This window comes from Streptomyces sp. NPDC001549, assembly GCF_042894025.1.
GTDB classification, from domain to species: Bacteria; Actinomycetota; Actinomycetes; order Streptomycetales; family Streptomycetaceae; genus Streptomyces; species Streptomyces kutzneri.
This window is the reverse complement of the sequence record NZ_JBIAVJ010000008.1, coordinates 215,723-235,658: the sequence shown is the minus strand read 5'-3', so window position 1 is coordinate 235,658 and position 19,936 is coordinate 215,723. Positions and strand designations below refer to the sequence as shown.

At 75.8% G+C, this 19,936-nt stretch carries 3 protein-coding genes; all 3 read left to right on the top strand.

Annotation, left to right across the window (positions count from 1 at the left end; translation table 11 throughout):
* Positions 1–306 precede the first annotated feature (306 nt).
* The 3 genes from ACFY04_RS16570 (at position 307) to ACFY04_RS16560 (ending at position 19,917) form a co-directional block, all read left to right on the top strand.
* Complete coding sequence (locus tag ACFY04_RS16570; RefSeq protein ID WP_389117241.1) at positions 307–1,428, top strand: LuxR C-terminal-related transcriptional regulator; 1,122 nt, start codon at positions 307–309, stop codon at positions 1,426–1,428.
* 88 nt (positions 1,429–1,516) lie between these two features.
* Entirely contained in the window at positions 1,517–9,358 is a 7,842-nt protein-coding gene (locus tag ACFY04_RS16565; protein WP_389117239.1) for an amino acid adenylation domain-containing protein, read from the top strand.
* Positions 9,355–19,917: an amino acid adenylation domain-containing protein gene (locus ACFY04_RS16560; protein WP_389117237.1), complete on the top strand. Its 10,563-nt coding sequence runs from the start codon at positions 9,355–9,357 to the stop codon at positions 19,915–19,917. Before ACFY04_RS16565 ends, ACFY04_RS16560 begins: the two co-directional genes overlap by 4 nt.
* Positions 19,918–19,936: the final 19 nt, after the last annotated feature.

Genomic DNA, 19,936 nt, shown 5'->3' with positions numbered 1-19,936 from the left:
TCTTGCAGCGCCCTTCAGGCGGGGCCCTACGCGTTCCGGCCATCCCCACGGAGGCCCGCCGTCCGGTGCGCCGGTCCGCGCCCGCCGTCGGATTCCGCCGTGGATCAAGGATCTTGCACCGGCCTCCCCTTGAGGCCCGCGCACAGGAAGCGTGTCTGATACACGTTCCTGGGGCGGCGGGGCCGGAGCGGAGTCTCCTAGCATCGCGATCACGACGGATGCGAACGAGAGGGCAGCGAAATGAAACCAGGCGCGCCGAAACGCCCGCAGGACCGTGACCGACCCCGGGAGCTCACGTCCGAGGAGATGGCCCTCTACCGGGAGTTCGCAGAACACGGCCCTCTCCAGGGAAGCCAGGTGCTCGCCCGGGCGGAACCCGCCGCCATGGCCCGCACCCTCGACGCCCTCGTCTCCAGCGGCCTGGTCCAGCAGATCGGCCCCGACTGCTTTGCAGCCACCAACCCCACCGACGTGTCCGCGCGGTTGCTCAAGCGGTGGGAGGAACGCGTCCAGGGGGCCCAGCTCGACCTGCTGCGCATGCGGGGGCAGCTCGCGGAGCTGGCCATCGTGCACGCCGCGCGCCAACGCACCCTGGAGGGGCCGCCGCTGGAGCGCATCGAGTCGGCGGCCGAACTCCGGCGCATCCTCGACCGGCAGTCCGCCGCGTGCACGCAGGAGGTGCTCTGCGCCCAGCCGGGCGGCCCCCTGCCCGAGGCCGAACTGCGCCGCGCCCGCGCCCGGCACCGGGACCTGCTCTCCCGTGGCGTCCCCGTACGCACGCTGTACCAGCACTCGGCCCGGTTCGACCCGCCGACCGTGCGGTACGAGGCGGAGCTGGCGGCTCTCGGGGCCGAGGCGAGGACGGTCTCCGGCGGCCTGGCCCGGTGCCTGGTCTTCGACCGGTCCCTGCTCGCCCTCCCGCTCCCGGAAACGGCGGGCGGGGCGCTGCTCGTCCGCAGCCCGGACCTGGTCGCGTTCGTCGCCGAGATGTTCGACCTGCTGTGGGCGACGGGCGACCGCATCGGCAAGCCGCGCGAGAAGGCCTTCATCCAGGACGTCGCCGACCAGGCGAAACGATCCGTACTGCAGCACCTGATGCAGGGCGACGACGACCGCGCCACGGCCCGCGCCCTCGGCATCTCGGTGCGCACCTGCCAGCGGCACGTCTCCGCCATCATGCGTCAGCTCGGTGCGACGAGCCGCTTCCAGCTCGGCTACCTGGCCCACCGGCACGGGCTGCTCGGACCCGACGGCCCGGAGACCGCCCGCGCCGACGTCTCGACATCGATGTCAGGCCCGGCGCCCGCGCCGGCCCCTCCCGGGTCCCCGGGGTGCGGCGCGGACCGCGGCACCTGGATCCACCTGTCACGGGATCGCGGTACCGAGGACTTCTCCGAGCGGATCGGGCGTCGTCAAGAGGCGTATTAGTGGGACTTTCGGGACCGTCCGGCCGTCGCGGACAGTGGCCTCACGTCGTCGTTGATCGACCGATCCGACTGAGGAGACTGACCACCGCATGGCCACTCACGACCGCGGGCCGCTGCCCCTGACCCCGCCGCAGAACGGCGTCTGGTTCGCACAGCAGCTCGACCCCACCCGCCTCGACTACACCATCGCCGAGTACCTGGAGATCCGCGGGGCGGTGGATCCGGAGCTGCTCGCCGAGGCGGTGCGCACGACGGTGGCCGGAACCGAGACGCTGTGCGTCCGCTTCGCCGAGGTGGACGGAGTGGTGTGCCAGATACCGGCCGGTCCGCCGCCGCTGCGGATGGAGACGGCCGACGTCAGCGACCACCCGGACCCGGACGCCGAGTCCGAACGGCTGATGCGCGCCGAGCTGGCCCGGCCGACGGACCTGACGACCGGTGACGTGAGCCGGCACCTCCTGGTGCGGACCGGTCCGGCGACGTACCGCTGGATGCAGGGCTACCACCACCTCGTCGCGGACGGGGTCACCGGCTCGATCCTCGCGCGGCGGACCGCGGAGGTGTACTCGGCGCTGGTCGCGGGAGAACCCGTACCGGCCCCCGAGAGCACGCCGTGGGAGCGGATCGTGGCCGGGGAGGAGGAGTACGCCCGCTCCGAACGGTCCGCGGCCGACCGGGAGTTCTGGCGGGCCCGGCTGGAGGGCGCCCCCGAGCCCGTGTCCTTCACCGGCAGCGTCCCGGCGCCCGCGTCGGGTACGGCGGTGCGGGTGAGCGGTGAGCTCGACCCCGCCGATGCCCGTACCCTGCGCGACGCCGCGCGCCGGCACGGCACGCGCTGGTCGGCGCTGGTGATGGCCGCGGCCGCCGCCCACCTGCACCGCGCGGGCGCCACCGAGGACGTGGTCCTGGGCCTGCCGGTCACCGGCCGCACCACCCCGGACGCCCGCCGGACACCCGGCATGTTCTCCAAGGTCCTGCCGCTGCGGCTGGCGGTGACCGGGGACACCACGGTCGGCGAACTGCTGCGCAGCACCTCGGCCGGCATCAAGGAGGCCCTGCGCCACCAGCGTCACCGGATCGAGGAGTTCACCGGAACCGGGCCCCGGCTGTGGGACGCCGCCGTCAACCTCATGTCCTTCGACTACGAGCTGTCCTTCGCCGGTGCTCCCGCCTCCGCGCACAACCTCTCGGTCGGCCCGGTGGAGCACGTCTGTCTCAACGTCTACGACCGCGGCGGCGACAGCCCGCTGACCGTGCAGGCCGAGGGCGACGCCGCCGACATCGGCCCGGACGAGCTCGACGCGCTGCGCGTGCGGTTCACCCGTTTCCTGGTCGCGCTCGCCACGGCCGACGACGAGACCCCGGTCGGCTCGCTGCCCTTCCTGACCGCCGAGGACGAGGAGCGCCTCGCCGCCTTCGCCGAGGGCGGCGCCGACCCGGCACCCGGCGACGGGCCGCTGCACACGCTCTTCGAGCGGGAGGCGGCACGCACACCCGAGAAGGTCGCCGTGATCTGCGCCGGCCAGGAGGTCACCTACCGGGAACTCGACGCCTGGGCCCAGGACATCGCGGACCGGCTGCGGCCGGACGTGGAACCGGGCACGCCGGTCGGCGTGTGCGTGGAGCGCTCGCCCTCGATGGTCGCGGCCCTGCTCGGCGTCCTGAAGGCGGGCGGCTGCTACGTACCGCTCGACCCCGGCCTGCCGCCGGAGCGTATCGCCTACATCGTGCGCGACGCGGGGCTGCGCACGGTCGTCGCCGGGCCGGGCGGCCGCGATCGGCTGCCGCACGACCTCCCGTCCGTGGTCGACGCGGGAGCGGTGACCGGCGGGATCCGCGGCGACGGGGCGGGCGCAGCGGTGCCATCGGCGTCCGCCGCGTACCTGCTGTACACCTCGGGCAGTACGGGCGAGCCGAAGGGCGTCGTCGTCCCGCACGCGGCGGCGGCCGACTTCGTCCGCGGCCACCTCGCCCTGTGCGGCGCGGGCGACCGCCACGGATCCGGGCGCACGGAGCGGTTCCTCGGCTTCGCCTCGCTGTCCTTCGACGTGTCGGTCCTGGACGTGTTCGGCGCGCTGCTCAGCGGTTCCACCCTGGTCCTCGCCACCGACACGGAACGGGTCGACGTCGACCGCCTCCAGGCCCTGCTCGCCGGGCACGCGGTGACCGTCGCCGACCTGCCGCCGGCGCTCCTGCCGCTGCTGGACCCGGCCGCGCTGCCCGCGCTGCGGTTCCTGTCCACGGGCGGCGAGGCCCCGTCGGGGGACGCCGTCGACCGCTGGGCGGCGGACGGCCGCGAGGTCTGGAACGCGTACGGGCCCACCGAGGCCGCCGTGTCCGTCACCATGCACCGGGTGGTTCCGCCCTCGCACGGCCGGATCCCGCCGATCGGCCGTCCGATGGCCAACCACCGCGCGTACGTGGTCGACCGGGCCCTGCGGCTGCTGCCGCCGGGAGCGACCGGCGAGCTGTGCGTGGCCGGTGCCGGTCTGGCCCAGGGGTACGCGGGGCGCGCCGCCATGACGGCCGACCGCTTCGTGCCCGACCCCTTCTCCGGTGTTCCCGGTGCGCGGATGTACCGGACGGGCGACCTCGTGCGCTGGTCGGCACGGGGCGAACTGGAGTTCCTCGGGCGGGTGGACCGACAGGTCAAGATCAATGGACACCGGATCGAACTGGGCGAGATCGAGGCGGTGCTCGGCCGGCAGCCCTCGGTGGGGCAGGCCGCGGTCGTGGTGCACGCCCCCGCGGGACGAGCACGGCGGCTCGTCGCCTTCGTGGCGCCGCCGGGCGACGGCGGCCCGGCGCCCGAACCTGAGCTGCTGGCAGCGGAGTTGGGCCGCATCCTGCCGGGCTACATGGTGCCCCGTACCTTCGTGGCGGTGGACCGGCTGCCGCTCACCCCGGGCGGCAAGGTGGACCGCGCGCGGCTCCACGTACCCGAGGCCGCGGACCGTCCGGAGCGCCCCGAGCGTGCGTACGGCGCGACCGAGGTGGCCCTCGCGGCGCTGTTCTCCGAGGCCCTCGGCACCTCCGCCACCCCGGACGACAACTTCTTCGAGCTCGGCGGCGACAGCATCGCCGCCCTCAGCCTGACCAGCCGGGCACGGGCCCGGGGCTTCTCCTTCACCCTGCGCGAGGTGTTCGCGCACAAGACGGCGGCCGCCCTCGCCGCGGCCGTCGGCGAGCCGGGCCACGGGACCTCGCAGGCCGCCGGCCGTCCGGCCGTCCCGGGGAGCGGTCCGCTCCCCGGGACCCCGGTGATGCGCTGGCTCCTCGACGGGCCGGGCCCGGTCGGGCGCTTCAGCCAGTCCATGGTGCTGGCCCTGCCCGAGGGCGCGGACGACGCCACGCTCGTACGGGTCCTGCAGTCGGTCGTGGACCGGCACGGGGCGCTGCGCCTCGGCGTGACCGCCGGACCTGAGGGCCCGCTGTGCACGGTCGGCGAGCCCGGTTCGGTCGACGTGTCCCGGCTGTACCGCACCGTCACCGTGGCGGGGTCGGACGAGTCCGCCCGTGCCGCGATCGTGGCGGAGACGGCGCGGGAGGCGGCCGGGCAACTGGATCCGGCGGCCTCGGTGATGCTGAGGGCGGTCCGCTTCGACGCCGGCGGGGCGTCGCCGGACCGGCTGCTGCTGTGCGTGCACCACCTGGCCGTGGACGGGGTGTCCTGGCGGATCCTGACGGCGGACCTGGCCGCGGCCTGGGAGGCCGCCGTCGCCGGGCGTCCGCTTCCGGCCGCGGACGGGGAGGTCTCGTTCCGTGCGTGGGCCCACCACCTCGAACTCCAGGCGCGTTCCCCGGAGGTGCTCGCCGAGCTCCCCTTCTGGCGCTCGACGCTGGAGACCCCCGGGGCCGGCCCGGACCCGCGGGAGCCGTGGCACCGGGTCCCCGACCCGGTGCGGGACACCGCGGGCACCACCCGCACGCTCGAACTCGGCCTGCCCGCCGAGGTCGCCGGCCCGCTGCTGGCCCGGGTGCCCGGCGCGCTGCGCACCGGTCCGGCCGAGGTGCTGCTCGCGGGGCTGGTCCTCGCGGTCCACCGCCTGCGCTCCCCCGGTTCCGCCCCGGGGTCGTTGCTGGTCGACCTGGAGGGCCACGGCCGCGTCGACCGCACCGGCCGCCACGACCTGGCACGCACGGTCGGGTGGTTCACCACCCAGTATCCGGTCCGGTTCGACCTGGACGGCCTCGACCTGGACGCGGCGGCCCGCGGCGGCGACGCCCTCGCCGAGCTGGTCGCGCGGATCCACACGGCGGTCGCCTCCGTACCGGACCACGGCACGGGCTTCGGGCTGCTGAGCCGGCTCGATCCGCGGACCGCCGCGGAACTGTCCGGACTCCCGCGCCCCCGGGTCCTGTTCAACTACCTGGGCCGGTTCTCCGGCGGGGACGGGGCGCCCTGGAGCCCTGCCCCCGAGGCGGGCGGACTGCGGGCCGACGTGGATCCGGCGATGCCCGTCGAACACGCCCTGCAGATCGACGCCATGGCCGTGGACGGCGCCGGCGGCCCCTCCTTCACCGCGGTCGTCACCCATCCGCAGGCCCTGCTGACCGACGCCGAGGCGGACGCCCTGGTGACGGCCTGGGGCGAGGCCCTGCGCCTGCTGGCCGGCTGGACGGGCGCCCCCCGACCGCGCCGCCTCACCCCTCGCGACCTGCCGCTGGTCCGGCTGACGCAGCCCGGGACGGACGCGCTGGCCGCGCGCTACGCGGGGCTCGCCGACGTGCTGCCGCTCTCGCCGCTCCAGGAGGGCCTGTTCTTCCACTCGGCCTTCGACACGGGCGCGATGGACGCCTACACCGGCCAGATCCTCCTCACCCTGGACGGTCCCCTGGACGAGGGCACCCTGCGGACGGCATGCGACCGGCTGCTGCGCCGCCACACCGCGCTGCGTTCCGCCTTCACCGACCAGGGTCTGGACCGGCCGGTGCAGATCGTCGTCGAGTCCGCCGGAGCGCCGTGGGAGACCGTGGACCTCGGCGGACTCGGGTCCGCGGACCGGCAGCGGGAGTGGGAGCGGCTGCTGGCGGCCGACCGGGCCCGCCGCTTCGACCTGGAGCGGCCGCCGCTGGTGCGCTTCACGCTGGTCCGGTTCGGCGCGGGCGAGCACCGGCTGGTCATGACGAACCACCACATCGTCTGGGACGGCTGGTCCTCGGCGGTGCTGCTGCGCGAACTGCTCACCGGGTACGCCGAATGCGCCGGGTCCGGCGAGCCCGGGGACACCGGTCCCGTCGCGGAAGGGGTCCCGTACCGCTCGCACCTGGACTGGCTGGCCCGTCAGGACGACGGCGCCGCGGAGGCCGCGTGGAGCGGCGCGCTGGCCGGGCTGGAGGAGCCGACCCTGCTGGGCGCGGCCGACCCGAACCGGATCGACGCGCTGCCCGAGCGGGCCTCGGTCGAGCTGTCGGCGGAGCTCACGGCGCGGCTCACCGCGCGGGCCCGTACCGCGGGCGTCACCCTCAACAGCGTTGTCCAGGGACTCTGGGCGGTGCTGCTGGGCCGGGTGACCGGGCGCGACGACGTGGTGTTCGGCGGGACCGTCTCGGGACGCACCGCGGACGTCGCGGGTATCGAGGACATGGTCGGCCTGCTGATCAACACCCTGCCCGTGCGGTTCCGGATCCGGGAGGGCGAGCCGCTGCTGGCCGCGCTGGCCCGGTTCCAGGACGAGCAGGCGGAGCTGATGGACCACCAGCACGTCGGACTCGCCGGCATCCAGCGGGCGGCGGGACTGGGCGCCCTCTTCGACACCACGGTCGTCGTCGAGAACTATCCGCTCGACCTGGAGTCGATGCGGGACCTGGCCGGCGGGCCGCGGCTGACCGGGGTGGAGGGCTCGGACGCCACCCACTACACCGTCAACCTCATCGTGCTGCCCGGGGAGCGGCTGCGGCTGCACCTCGACCACCGCACGGACGTCCTCGACGCGCGGACGGCGCGCAGCCTCGGCGAGGCGCTGGAGCGGCTGCTGACGGCCGTCGCCGACGCCCCCTCCACCCCGGTCGGGGAGGTGGACCTGCTCTCCGCGGAGCAGCACCGGCTGATCCGGGAGTGGAACGCCACGGCCGTGCCCGTCCCCGACACCACGCTGGTGGAGCTGTTCGCGCAGCAGGTGGCCCGGACGCCCGATGCCCCGGCGGCCGTCTTCCGGGACGAGCGCCTGTCGTACGCCGAACTCGACGCCCGTGCCGAGCGGCTGGCTCGGGAGCTGTGCGCCCGGGGCGCCGGTCCGGAGCGGATCGTCGCGGTCGCCCTGCACCGCTCCACCGAGATGGTGGTCTCGCTGCTGGCCGTGCTGAAGTCGGGGGCCGCCTACCTTCCGGTGGACCCCTCGCTGCCGACGGACCGGATCGCGTACCTGCTGTCCGACGCCGAGCCCGTCCTGCTGCTCGCGGACGACGAGGTGGCGGCGGCGCTGCCGGCCGCGGCGGACCTGCCGCGGCTGGATCCGGGGGCCGTCCACGACGGGACCGCCGGTGCGGTGCCGCAGGCCCCCCTGCCCGCGCACCCCGCGTACGTGATCTACACGTCCGGGTCGACAGGGCGGCCCAAGGCCGTCGTCGTGGAGCACTCGGCCATCGTCAACCGGCTGCTGTGGATGCAGGACCGGTACCGGCTGGGGTCGGACGACCGGGTGCTCCAGAAGACCCCGTTCGGCTTCGACGTCTCGGTGTGGGAGTTCTTCTGGCCGCTGCTGACCGGCGCGGCCCTGGTGGTCGCCGAGCCCGGCGGGCACAAGGACCCCGCCTACCTCACCCGGGTGATCCGGGAGGAGGCGGTCACCACCGTCCACTTCGTCCCGTCCATGCTGGCCGCGTTCGTGGAGGATCCGCAGGCGGGCCGCTGCCGGTCGCTGCGCCGGGTCGTGTGCAGTGGCGAGGCCCTGCCGGAGGAGCTGAAGAACCGCTTCCTCGACGTGCTCGACGTGCCCCTGCACAACCTGTACGGGCCCACCGAGGCGGCCGTGGACGTCACGCACTGGGACTGCCGCCGCGAGGAGACCGGGCCCGTGCCGATCGGCCGGCCGATCTGGAACACCTCGCTGTACGTGCTCGACCCGCGGGGGCGGCCCGTCCCGGTGGGGGTCGCGGGCGAGCTGTTCCTGGCGGGTGCGGGCCTCGCCCGCGGGTACCTGCGCCGCCCGGCGCTGACCGCGGAGCGCTTCCCCCTGGACCCGTTCGGCCCGCCGGGCTCGCGCATGTACCGCACCGGTGACCTGGCCCGCCACCGGGCCGACGGCTCGGTGGAGTACCTGGGCCGCACGGACGACCAGGTGAAGATCCACGGCTTCCGGATCGAACTCGGCGAGATCGAGACGGCGCTGGGCCGCCTCCCCGGTGTCGGGCGGGCCGCGGTCGTGGTCCGCGAGGACGTCCCGGGCGAGCGCAGGCTCGTCGGGTACGTCGTCCGGGAGGCCGGGGCGGACGCCGCCTCCGACCCGGACCCCGAGGCGATGCGCGCCGAACTGGCCCGCTCCCTCCCGGAGTACATGGTTCCGGTGCTCGTGGTCGTGGACGGGCTGCCCGTCACGGCGAACGGCAAGCTCGACCGCAGGGCGCTCCCGGCGCCCGCCGCGGCGGCCGCCGCCACCGGGTACGAGCCGCCCGCCGGGGAGACCGAGGAACTGGTCGCCCTGGTGTGGGCCTCCGTACTGGACGCGCCGCGCATCGGCCGCCACGACGACTTCTTCGCCCTCGGGGGGCACTCGCTGAGCGCCACCCGGGTGGCGGCCCGGCTGCGCCAGTCCCTCGGCCTGGACCTGCCCCTGCACACCCTCTTCGAACAGCGGACCGTCGCCGCCCTCGCCACCGCCGTCGAGACGGTGCTGCTGGCCGAACTGGAGGCCGAACCGGCCCCGTTCGCCGCCACTGCTGCCACCGCCGACGCCGTTCCTTCACTCGTACTTCAGGGAGAGACCTCGTGACCACCCAGGAGAGCCTGCCGGCCGCCGGCGTGGACAGCCGGCTGGCCGCCGCCCGGGAACTGCTGCGCCGCCGGGTGCGCGCCGCGCTGGACGACTCGGCGGCCGGTCCGGCCACCGCGGCGGCCCCGGCCCCTGCCGCCGCCGGCCCCGACGCCGAGCCCGTCGCCTCGTTCGCCCAGGAGCGGATGTGGCTGGTGGACCGGATGATGGACGGCACCCCCGGCTATGCGATCCCCGAGGTCGTGCGGCTGCGCGGCCCCGTCCGCCCCGACCTGCTGCGCGGGAGCCTGACGGCCGTCGTGGCCCGCCACGCACCGCTGCGCACCGTCTTCGAGGAGCGCGACGGCGCCCCGCACCCGGTGGTCCTGCCCGCGCCGGCGGCCGTCCCGCTGCCGGTGCTGGACCTGGGCAGCGCCCCCCTCGCCGAACTGGAGGAGCGGGCCCACGCCCTGGCCCGGGAGGAGGTCCGCAGACCCTTCGACCTCGCGGCGGGCCCGCTGCTGCGCGCCCTGCTGATCCGGCTGGGCGCGGAGGACCACCTGCTGGTGCTGGTGGTCCACCACATCGCCACCGACGGCTGGTCCATGGGCCTGCTCTGGCAGGAACTCTCCGAGGGCTACGCGGCCCTGCTCGCGGACCGGCCGCTCCCGCAGGCGCCGCTCCCCCTCGGCTACCAGGCGTACGCCCGTACCCAGCGCGACCGGTTCGCGAGCGGCGCGATGAACGGGCAGCTGCGCTGGTGGGAGGAGTGCCTCGCGGGGCTGGAACCCCTCGAACTGCCCACGGACCGGCCCCGGCCCACCCGCCGCAGCGGCGACGGCGCGAGCCTGGACTTCACCCTCGACGCCCGCCTCACCGCACGGCTGCGCGGCATCGCCGAGAGCGCCGGCGCCACCCTGTTCATGACCCTGTTGGCCGGCTTCCAGGCCGCCCTGGCCCGCTACGCCGGCCGCACCGACATCGCCGTCGGCACTCCGGTGGCCGGCCGGGACCGGGTGGAACTGGAGCCGCTCGTCGGGTTCTTCGTCAACACCGTGGTGCTGCGCGCCGACCTGTCGGGCGATGCCGGGTTCCGCGAGCTGCTCGGCCGGGTCCGCCGGGCGACGGTGGACGCGTACGACCACCAGGAGGTGCCCTTCGACCGGCTGGTGGAGCACCTGAGTCCCGAGCGGGTCGGCGACCGCAACCCGCTCGTCCAGGTGATGTTCGCGTCGGCACCGGACGAGACGGCCGGGCTGCGGCTGCCGGGCCTGGACGCGCAGGCCGTGCGGACCGACTTCGGCGGGTCCCTCTTCGACCTGAGCGTCTTCGTGTCCGAGGGCGCCGAGACCTGCTCCGGCTCGCTCGTCTTCGACACCGACCTGTTCGACCGGGCCACGGCCGAACTCGTCCTCGGTCACTACCTGGAGCTGCTGGCCTCCGCCGCCGAGGAGCCCGACCGCCCCGTGGCCGAGCTGCTGCCCTCCGCCCCGACCGCGGCCCGGCTCGCGGCCGCGGGCCACGGCACGGTGCGCCCGGACCTCGCCCCGGCCACCCTGGTGGAGCTGTTCGCCGAGCAGGTCCGGCGCACCCCCGGCGCCGAGGCCGTGGTCTGCGGCTCCGACCGCCTCGGCTTCGCCGAACTCGACTCCCTCTCCGACCTGCTGGCGGCCCGGCTGACCGCGGCCGGGGTGGGGCGCGAGACCCCGGTGGCCCTGCTGATGGAGCGCTCGGTCCACCTCCCGGTCGCGATCCTGGCCGTCCTGAAGGCCGGCGGGGTCTACGTCCCGCTCGGCGAGGGGTTCCCCGTCGCCCGGCTGCACTGGATGCTGGAGCGGACCGGCGCCCGCCTGCTGCTCGCCGATCCGGCGACGGCCGGCCACGAGGCGGTCCGTACCTCGCCCGTGCCGGTGTTCGACGTGACGGCCCCGGCGGACGGGAGCCCGGCCGGCCCGGTCCCGTACCCGCCCTGCGCGCCGGACCAGCTGGCGTACGTGATGTACACCTCCGGTTCCACGGGAGAGCCGAAGGGCATCGGCGTCACGCACGCCAACGTCGTGGCGCTCGCCCGCGACACCGCCTTCGGCGCCGCGCACCGGCGGGTGCTGGCCCACTCACCGCTGTCGTTCGACGCCTCGACGTACGAGCTGTGGGTGCCGCTGCTCTCCGGCGGACAGGTGGTCATGGCGCCGCCCGGCCGGGTGGACACCGCGGCCCTGGCGCGGCTGGTGGAGGAGCACCGGATCACGTCCGTGTTCCTGACGGCCGCCCTGTTCAACCTGGTGGTAGAGGAGTGCGTGGAGCTCCTGGCGCGGGTGCGGGAGGTGTGGACGGGCGGCGAGGCCGCCTCCCCGCACTCCTTCGCCCGGGCCCTGGAGCAGGCACCGGACACCGTCCTGGTCAACGTCTACGGGCCCACCGAGACGACCACCTTCGCCACGGGCCACCGGCTGGACCCCCGCGCCGGGGCCGTCGTGGACGGCCGGATCCCCATCGGCACCGCCCTGGACGACACCCGCCTGTACGTCCTGGACGAGCGTGGCCGCCCGGTGCCGCAGGGCGCCGTCGGCGAGCTGTGCATCGGCGGCACCGGCGTGGCCCGCGGTTACCTGGGCCGGCCCGGCCTGACCGCACGGCAGTTCACCCCGGACCCGTACGGCGCCCCGGGCGCCCGGATGTACCGGACGGGCGACCTGGCCCGGCGGCGCCCCGACGGCACCGTCGACTACCTGGGCCGCGGCGACCAGCAGGTCAAGATCCGCGGCCACCGGATCGAGCCGGGCGAGATCGAGGCCGAGCTGGCCCGCTGCCCGCAGATCGGGCACGCCGCGGTGGTGGTCCGCGAGGACACCCCCGGCGAGCAGCGCCTCGTCGCCTACGTGGTGCCCTCGGACGGGCAGGCGGCCGAGCCGGCCGAGCTGCACCGGGCCCTCGCCGCACGGCTGCCCGCGTACATGCTGCCCTCGGCAATCGTGCCGCTCGCGGCCCTGCCGGTGACCCCGAACGGCAAGCTGGACCGGCGCGCGCTGCCCGCCCCGCCCGAAGAGGGGGTGCGCCGGGCCGAGTTCGCCGCACCGGCCACGCGGACCGAGGAACTCGCCGCGGCCGTATGGGGCGAGGTGCTGGGCACCGGGCGGATCGGCCGCCACGACGACTTCTTCGCGCTCGGCGGCCACTCCCTGCGGGCCACCCGCGCCGTGTCGCGGCTCGGCGCCCGTCTGGGCACCGGCGTGCCGCTGCGGCTGCTGTTCGAGCACCCGACGCTGGAACGGTTCGCGTCGGCGCTGGACGCCCTGCGCGGCGACGGCCCCGGTACGGCCGCGGCCGCCCTCACCGCGATCGGCGCCCGGCCGGCCGGAGAGCCCGCGCCGCTGTCGTTCGCGCAGCAGCGGCTGTGGTTCCTGGACCAGCTCCAGCCCGGCCGGCCCGACTACAACATCCCCGTCGCGGCCCGGCTGCGCGGCCCGCTCGACGCCGACGCGCTGGCCGCCGCGCTGTGCACGGTGGTGACCCGGCACGAGGTGCTCCGCTCGCGGATCACCGAGGGCCCGCGAGGCCCCGTACAGACCGTGGAGGCGCCGGAGGTCTTCGCCCCGGTCCGGACCGACCTGGGGGACCTGCCCCGCGAGGAGGCCCGCTCGCGGGCGCTCGGCCTGGCCCACGCGGACGCCGCCGCCCCCTTCGACCTGGGCTCCGCTCCCCTGCTGCGGGCCCGCGTGGTGCGGGTCGCGGACGACGAGCACCTCCTCGTCCTGGTCCTGCACCACACCGTCGGCGACGGCTGGTCGATGCCGGTGCTGTGGCGGGAGCTGTCCGGGGCCTACGCGGCCCTGCGCCGCGGCGAGCGCCCCGCACTGCCGGAACTTCCCGTCCAGTACGGGGACTTCGCGTACTGGCAGCAGCGCCGGTTGACGGACGGCGAGGCCGACGCGGGCATCGCCCACTGGCGGGCGGCCCTGAGCGGCCTCCCGGCCCTGGAGCTGCCCACCGACCGGCCGCGGCCGCAGGTGCGCTCGGGCGCGGGCGACGCCTTCGTCTTCGAGGTCCCGGCCGAACTCGCCGAGCGGCTCGGCGGGCTGGCCCGGGAGCGCGGGGCCACCCTGTTCATGGTGCTGCTGGCCGGCTTCCAGGCGCTGCTGGCCCGCTACACGGGCCAGGCCGACATCGCGGTGGGCTCGCCCATCGCGGGCCGCGACCGCACCGAACTGGAGCCGCTCGTCGGCTTCTTCGTCAACACCCTGGTGCTGCGCACCGACCTGTCCGGCGACCCGGCCTTCGGCGAACTGCTGGGCCGGGTACGCCGGACCGCGCTGGCCGCGTACGAGCACCAGGACGTCCCCTTCGACCGGCTGGTGGAGGAGCTGCGGCCGGAGCGCGACCTCAGCCGCAACCCGCTCTTCGACGTGCTGTTCCAGCTGCACCCCGAGCAGCTCGCCGCGCTGCCGCTGGACGGTGTGGAGGTCGAGGGCCTGGACACCTCCAACGGGACGGCCAAGTTCGACCTCAGCCTCGCGATGACCGAGCACCCCGGCGGTCTGACCGGCACCGTCCAGTACGCGACGGACCTCTTCGACCGGGCTACGGTCGAGCGGTTCGGCGCGCACTACCTGCGGCTGCTGGCCGGTGCGGCCGAGAACCCCGACGCGCCGCTGTCCCGGCTGGACGTGCTGTCCCCGCAGGAGCACGCCGCCCTGCTCGGGGAGGAGACCGCGCCGCAGGCGGACCGGCCGGCGGCCCGGACCCTGCACTCCCTGGTGGCGGAACAGGCCCGGCTGCGGCCGGACGCCCCGGCCGTCACCTGCGAGGGCACCACCACCAGCTACGCGGAGCTCGACGCGGCCGCCAACCGGCTGGCCCACCGCCTGCGGCAGCTCGGGACCGGCCCTGAGACCCGGGTGGCCGTGCTGGCCGGGCGCGACCCGCGCACGCTGGTCTGCGTCCTCGCGGTGCTGAAGGCCGGCGGCGCCTACGTGCCCCTCGACGCGGGGCATCCGGCCGAGCGGGTCCGCACGGTCCTCGCCGACAGCGGCGCCCGCCTGGTGCTGACGGCGGGCCTGCCGGGCGGGCTGCCCGCGGACCTGACCGGCGACGTACCGGTCCTGGACCTGGACGCCGAGCGGGAGCTGGTCGACGCGCTGCCCGCGACGGATCCGGCCGTCCCCGCCTCCCCGGCGCACCTCGCCTACCTGCTGTACACCTCCGGGTCCACCGGCCGCCCCAAGGGCGTGGCCGTCACGCACGCCGCGATCACCGGCTATCTGGCGGCGCTGGCCTCCACCTTCGCTCTCGGCCCCGAGGACGTGGTGCTCGCCCGTACGGCGCTGACCTTCGACCCGTCGGTACGCGACCTGTTCGCCCCGCTGACCACCGGCGGGCGGATCGTGCTGGCCTCGCAGGACGAGGCCGGGGATCCGGACGCGCTGGCCCGGCTGCTGCACGCCGAGGACGTGACGGCACTGCTGTCGATCGTCCCGTCGATGCTGGAGCCGCTGGTCGCCGCAGCCTCCGCCGCCGACGGGCCGGCCCCGGCGCTGCGGCTGGTGATGACCACCGGTGAGGCGCTGACGGCCGGACTGGCCCGCGCCGCGCACACCCTGGGCGTGCCCGGCCGGCTGCGGCTGGTCAACCAGTACGGTCCGACGGAGTGCACCAACACCACCACGTACCACGTGGTGACGGACGCCGACATCGAGGCGGGCCGCATCCCCATCGGGCGGCCGCTGCCCGGTGCCCGGGTGCTCGTGCTCGGCGAGCACCTCGAACCGCTGCCCCGGGGCGCGATCGGTGAACTGTTCATCGCCGGACGCGGGGTGGCCCGCGGCTACCTCGGCGATCCGGCCCGCACCGCCGAGGCCTATCCGCCGGACCCGTACGGGCCGCCCGGCGCGCGCATGTACCGCACCGGTGACCTGGCGCGGCTGCGTTCCGACGGGGTGCTGGAGTTCCACGGCCGCCGCGACAACCAGGTCAAGGTCCGGGGCCACCGGATCGAACTCGGCGAGGTCGAGGCCGCGTTGCTGCGCCACCCCGACGTGGCCCGGGCGGTGGCCGCCGCGCACGGCGAGGGCGCCGACCGGCTGCTCGCCGCGTACGTGGTGTGGCGGGACGGCAGCGGTGATCCGGCCGCCGTACTGGACTTCGTCCGCGCGGCCCTGCCGGCCGCGATGGTGCCCTCCGCGCTGGTGGTGCTGGACGCGCTGCCGCTGACCCCGAACGGGAAGACCGACCGCAGGGCGCTGCCCGCGCCGGAGTCCGGTCCGGGCGGCGGGCACCGGGCGCACGTCGCCCCGCGCACCCCGCTGGAGCGGACGGTCACCGAGGTCTGGGAGGAGGTGCTCGGCGAGGGCCCGATCGGGGTCCGCGACCACTTCTTCGAGCGCGGCGGGCACTCCCTGCGCGCCACCCGGGTCATCTCCCGGCTGCGCGCCCTGCTGGAGCTGGACATCCCGATGCAGCTGCTCTTCCGCCACCCGGTGGCCGGGGACCTCGCCCGGGCGCTGGCCTCGCTGGGCGCGGCGGACGGGGCGGGACCGGCGATCCCCGCGCTGCCCGAGGGGCCCGGCCCGCTGTCCTTCGGGCAGCAGCGGCTGTGGCTGCTGGACCGGCTCCAGCCGGGCCGGCCCGACTACAACATGCCCGGTGCCGTACGGCTGACCGGCGAGCTCGACACCGCCGCGGCCCTGGCGGCCCTGGGGGACGTCGTCGCCCGGCACGAGGTGCTGCGCTCGCGGATCGAGGAGTTCGCGGAATCCCGGGAATCCCGGGAGTCCCGGGAGTCCCGGGAGTCCCGGGAGTCCCGGGAGTCCCGGGAGGACCGCGGCGAGGGGGCCTTCGCGGCCCGCGTCGTGCCGGGTCCGGCCTCGATGTTCACCCCCGCCTTCACCGACCTGTCGGAGCTGGGTGCGGCGGCGGCCGGGGAGCGGGCGCGGGAGCTGGCGGCGCACGACGCCGCGCTGCCCTTCGACCTGGCCGCGGCGGGCCCGCTGCGGGCCCGCCTGGTGCGGATCGCCCCGCAGGAGCACCTGCTGGTGATCGTCGCCCATCACATCGCCTTCGACGGCTGGTCGGTGGGCGTGTTCTGGCGGGAGTTCTTCGCCGCCTACCGGGCCCGCACCCTCGAAGGGGCCGAGCCGCTGCCGGAACTCGCGGTCTCCTACCGCGCGTTCGCGTCCTGGCAGCGCGAGCGGCTGAGCGGTGACGCGCTCGCGGGCACCCTGGACCACTGGCGTGAGCGGCTGGCCGGGCTCGCCCCGCTGGACCTGCCCACCGACCGGCCCCGGCCGGCCACCCCGTCCGGACGCGGCGAGCAGTTCTCCTTCGAGCTGCCCGAGCCGCTGCTGCGTGGGCTGCGCGACCTGGGGCGCCGGCACGACGCCACCCTGTTCATGGTGCTGCTGGCGGGCTTCCAGGCCCTGCTGGCCCGCTGGTCGGGCAGCGAGGACGTGGCGGTGGGCTCCCCCATCGCGGGCCGCGACCGCACCGAACTGGAGCCGCTCATCGGCTTCTTCGTCAACAGCCTGGTGCTGCGCACCGACCTGTCCGGCGACCCGGCCTTCGGCGAACTGCTGGACCGGGCCCGGGAGACGGCCCTGGGGGCCTACGCCCACCAGGAGGTGCCGTTCGAGCGCCTGGTGGAGGAGGTACGGCCGGAACGCGACCTGAGCCGCAACCCGCTGTTCCAGGTGATGCTGGTGCTCGACGAGGAGGCCGCCGCGCCGCCCGCACCGCCCGGGCTGGACGTCGAACCGCTCTCGCTGGCCAGCGGGGCCTCGAAGTTCGACCTGTCGCTGTACTTCGCCGAGGAGGAGGGCGCGCTGCGCGGCGAGGCCGTGTTCGCCACCGACCTCTTCGACCGGGCGACGGTCGAGCGCATGACCTCGGCGCTGGCCGAACTGCTGACGGCCGCGGTGGCCGATCCCGCGACCCCGCTGGGCGCGCTGCCCCTGATGGGCCCGGCCGAGGAGCGCCGGATCCTGTGCGCGGGCGGCGGGTCCGCCGAGCCGGCCGCCGACCGGCCGCTGCACATGCTCGTCGGTGAGCAGGCCTCCCGTACGCCGGAGGCCGTCGCCGTGGACGACGGGGAGCGCAGCCTGACGTACGCCGGGCTGTGGGAGGTCTCGGGCCGGCTGGCCCGGGAGCTCGCCCGGCTGGGGGTGGGCCCGGACACGGCGGTGGCCGTGTGCGCGGAGCGCTCCGCGCTGCTGCCGGCGGCGCTGCTGGGCGTCCTGCGCTCCGGCGGCATGTACGTGCCCGTCGACCCCGGGTATCCGGCCGACCGGATCGGCTACATGCTCACGGACAGCGGCGCCCGGGTGCTGGTGGTGTCGGGGCTTTCCGGCACCGCGCAGGCACCGGACGGGGTCGCCGTGGTGGACCTCGGCGCCCTGGCCGGGGACGGGAGCGCGCGGGCCGACTTCGCGCCCGTGCCGCCGGAACCGGAGCAGCTGGCGTACGCCCTGTACACCTCGGGCTCGACGGGACGCCCAAAGGGGGTCACCGTCCCGCACCGGGCGCTGGCCAACTTCACCCGGGACATGGTGCGCAGGCTGGAGCTGACGGCCGGTGACACGGTCGCGGCCGTCACCACGGCCTCCTTCGACATCGCCGTGCTGGAGCTGCTGGTCCCGCTCACGTGCGGAGCGACCGTTCGGGTCGTCGACCGGGAGACCGCACGGGACGGCACCCTGCTCGCGAAGGAGCTGGACGCGGCGCCGGTGACGGTCGTGCAGGCCACCCCGGCCACCTGGCACCAGCTGATGGAGTCCGGCTGGCAGGCGCCCCGCGTACGGGCGCTGTGCGGCGGCGAGGCGCTGCCGCCGGCCCTGGCCGAGCGGATGCGTACGGCGCTGGGCACCGTCTGGAACGTGTACGGGCCGACGGAGACCACCGTCTGGTCCACGGCGCACCGGCTGTCCGGTCCGGTCGGCGACGGGCCGGTGCCGATCGGCTCGGCGCTCGCCAACACCCGGCTGCACGTGCTGGACGCGGTCCTGCGGCCGGTGCCGGTCGGCGTGTTCGGCGAGCTGTACATCGGCGGCGACGGGGTGGCCCGCGGCTACCACGGGCGGCCGGCGCTGACCGCGGACCGGTTCGTGCCCGACCCGTACGCGGCGGGCGAACGGCTGTACCGCACGGGTGACCTCGTACGACGGCTCGCGGACGGCGGTCTGGAGTACCGGGGCCGGGCCGACGGCCAGGTGAAGGTGCGCGGCCACCGCATGGAGCTCGGCGAGATCGAGTCCGCGCTCGCCCGCCACCCGCGGGTGCTGGCGGCGGCCGTGGCCGTCCACGGCACGGGGGTGGACGCGGCGCTGGCCGGCTACGTGACCTGGCGGGACGAGGCGGTCGACGTGCGGGAGCTCGGCGACTTCCTGCGCCAGGACCTTCCCGAGTACATGGTCCCGGCCGTCCTGACCGTGCTGGAGCGGCTCCCGCTGACGCCGAACGGCAAGCTCGACCGCAAGGCGCTGCCCGCTCCTTCGGCGGACGCGGCGCGCGGCGAGGGCGCGGGGCGGGTCGCCCCGCGCGACACGACCGAGCTGCGGATGGCGCGTCTGTGGGAGCAGACCCTGGGGACGGCCCCGATCGGGGTGCGCGAGGACTTCTTCGCGCTCGGCGGGCACTCGCTCAAGGCCTTCGCCCTGATGGCCGCCGTACGCCGGGAGTTCGGTGTGGAACTGCCGCTGAACCTGGTGTTCCGCCGGCGCACCGTGGAGCTGCTCTGCGAGGCGCTCCCGGACGCGGGGGCGGCCGCCGCCAGGCTGCTGGTCCCGCTGGCCGACGGGGACCCGTCCCGGCCGCCGCTGGTCCTCGTCCACCCGCGGGGCGGCGACGTCGTCTGCTACCGGGACCTGGTGCGGGACCTGTCCGCCCGTCCCGGGGGCGACCGGCGGATCCTCGGCCTGGAGTCGGTGGGCTACAACACCGGCGAGACCCCGCTGGAGCACGTGCCCGAGATGGCCGCGCGCTATCTGGCCGCGCTCCGCGAGGAGCAGCCGCACGGCCCGTACCTGCTCGCCGGCTGGTCGTTCGGCGGGACGGTGGCCTACGAGATGGCGGCCCGGCTGGAGGCCGCCGGTGAGGAGGTCGCCTTCCTCGGCCTGATCGACGCGGCGGCGCCGGGCACGGCTCCCGGCAGCCGTTCCGGTACGGCTTCGGGGCCGGGCGATCCGGACCTGCTGCGGTACGGCATCGCCGCCGGGATCGACGCCGGCTCGGCGCGCGAACTGGACGAGGAGGAACTGCTCGACGTCCTGGTGCGCCGGGGCCGCGAGGAGGGCACCCTCCCCCGGACGTCCCCCACGGAGGCCCTGCGCAGACTGCTGCGGGTCGCCGAGGCGAACGGGGCGGCCTCCGCCGCCTACCGCACCGACGCCGTACTCGCTGTCGGCCTGCACCTGTTCACGGTCGACGAGCGCCATCCGGAGCTCGCGACCCCGCTGGTGGACCCGGCGGCCTGGCGGCCGCGCACCGCGGGCGCGGTCGTACGGGCCGCGGTCCCGGGCAACCACCACGACCTGGTGGACCCCCCGCACTGCGCCGCCCTGGCGGAGCTGCTGGCCGCGGCCCTGCCCTCCTGAACCCCCTGGCCCTCCTGGC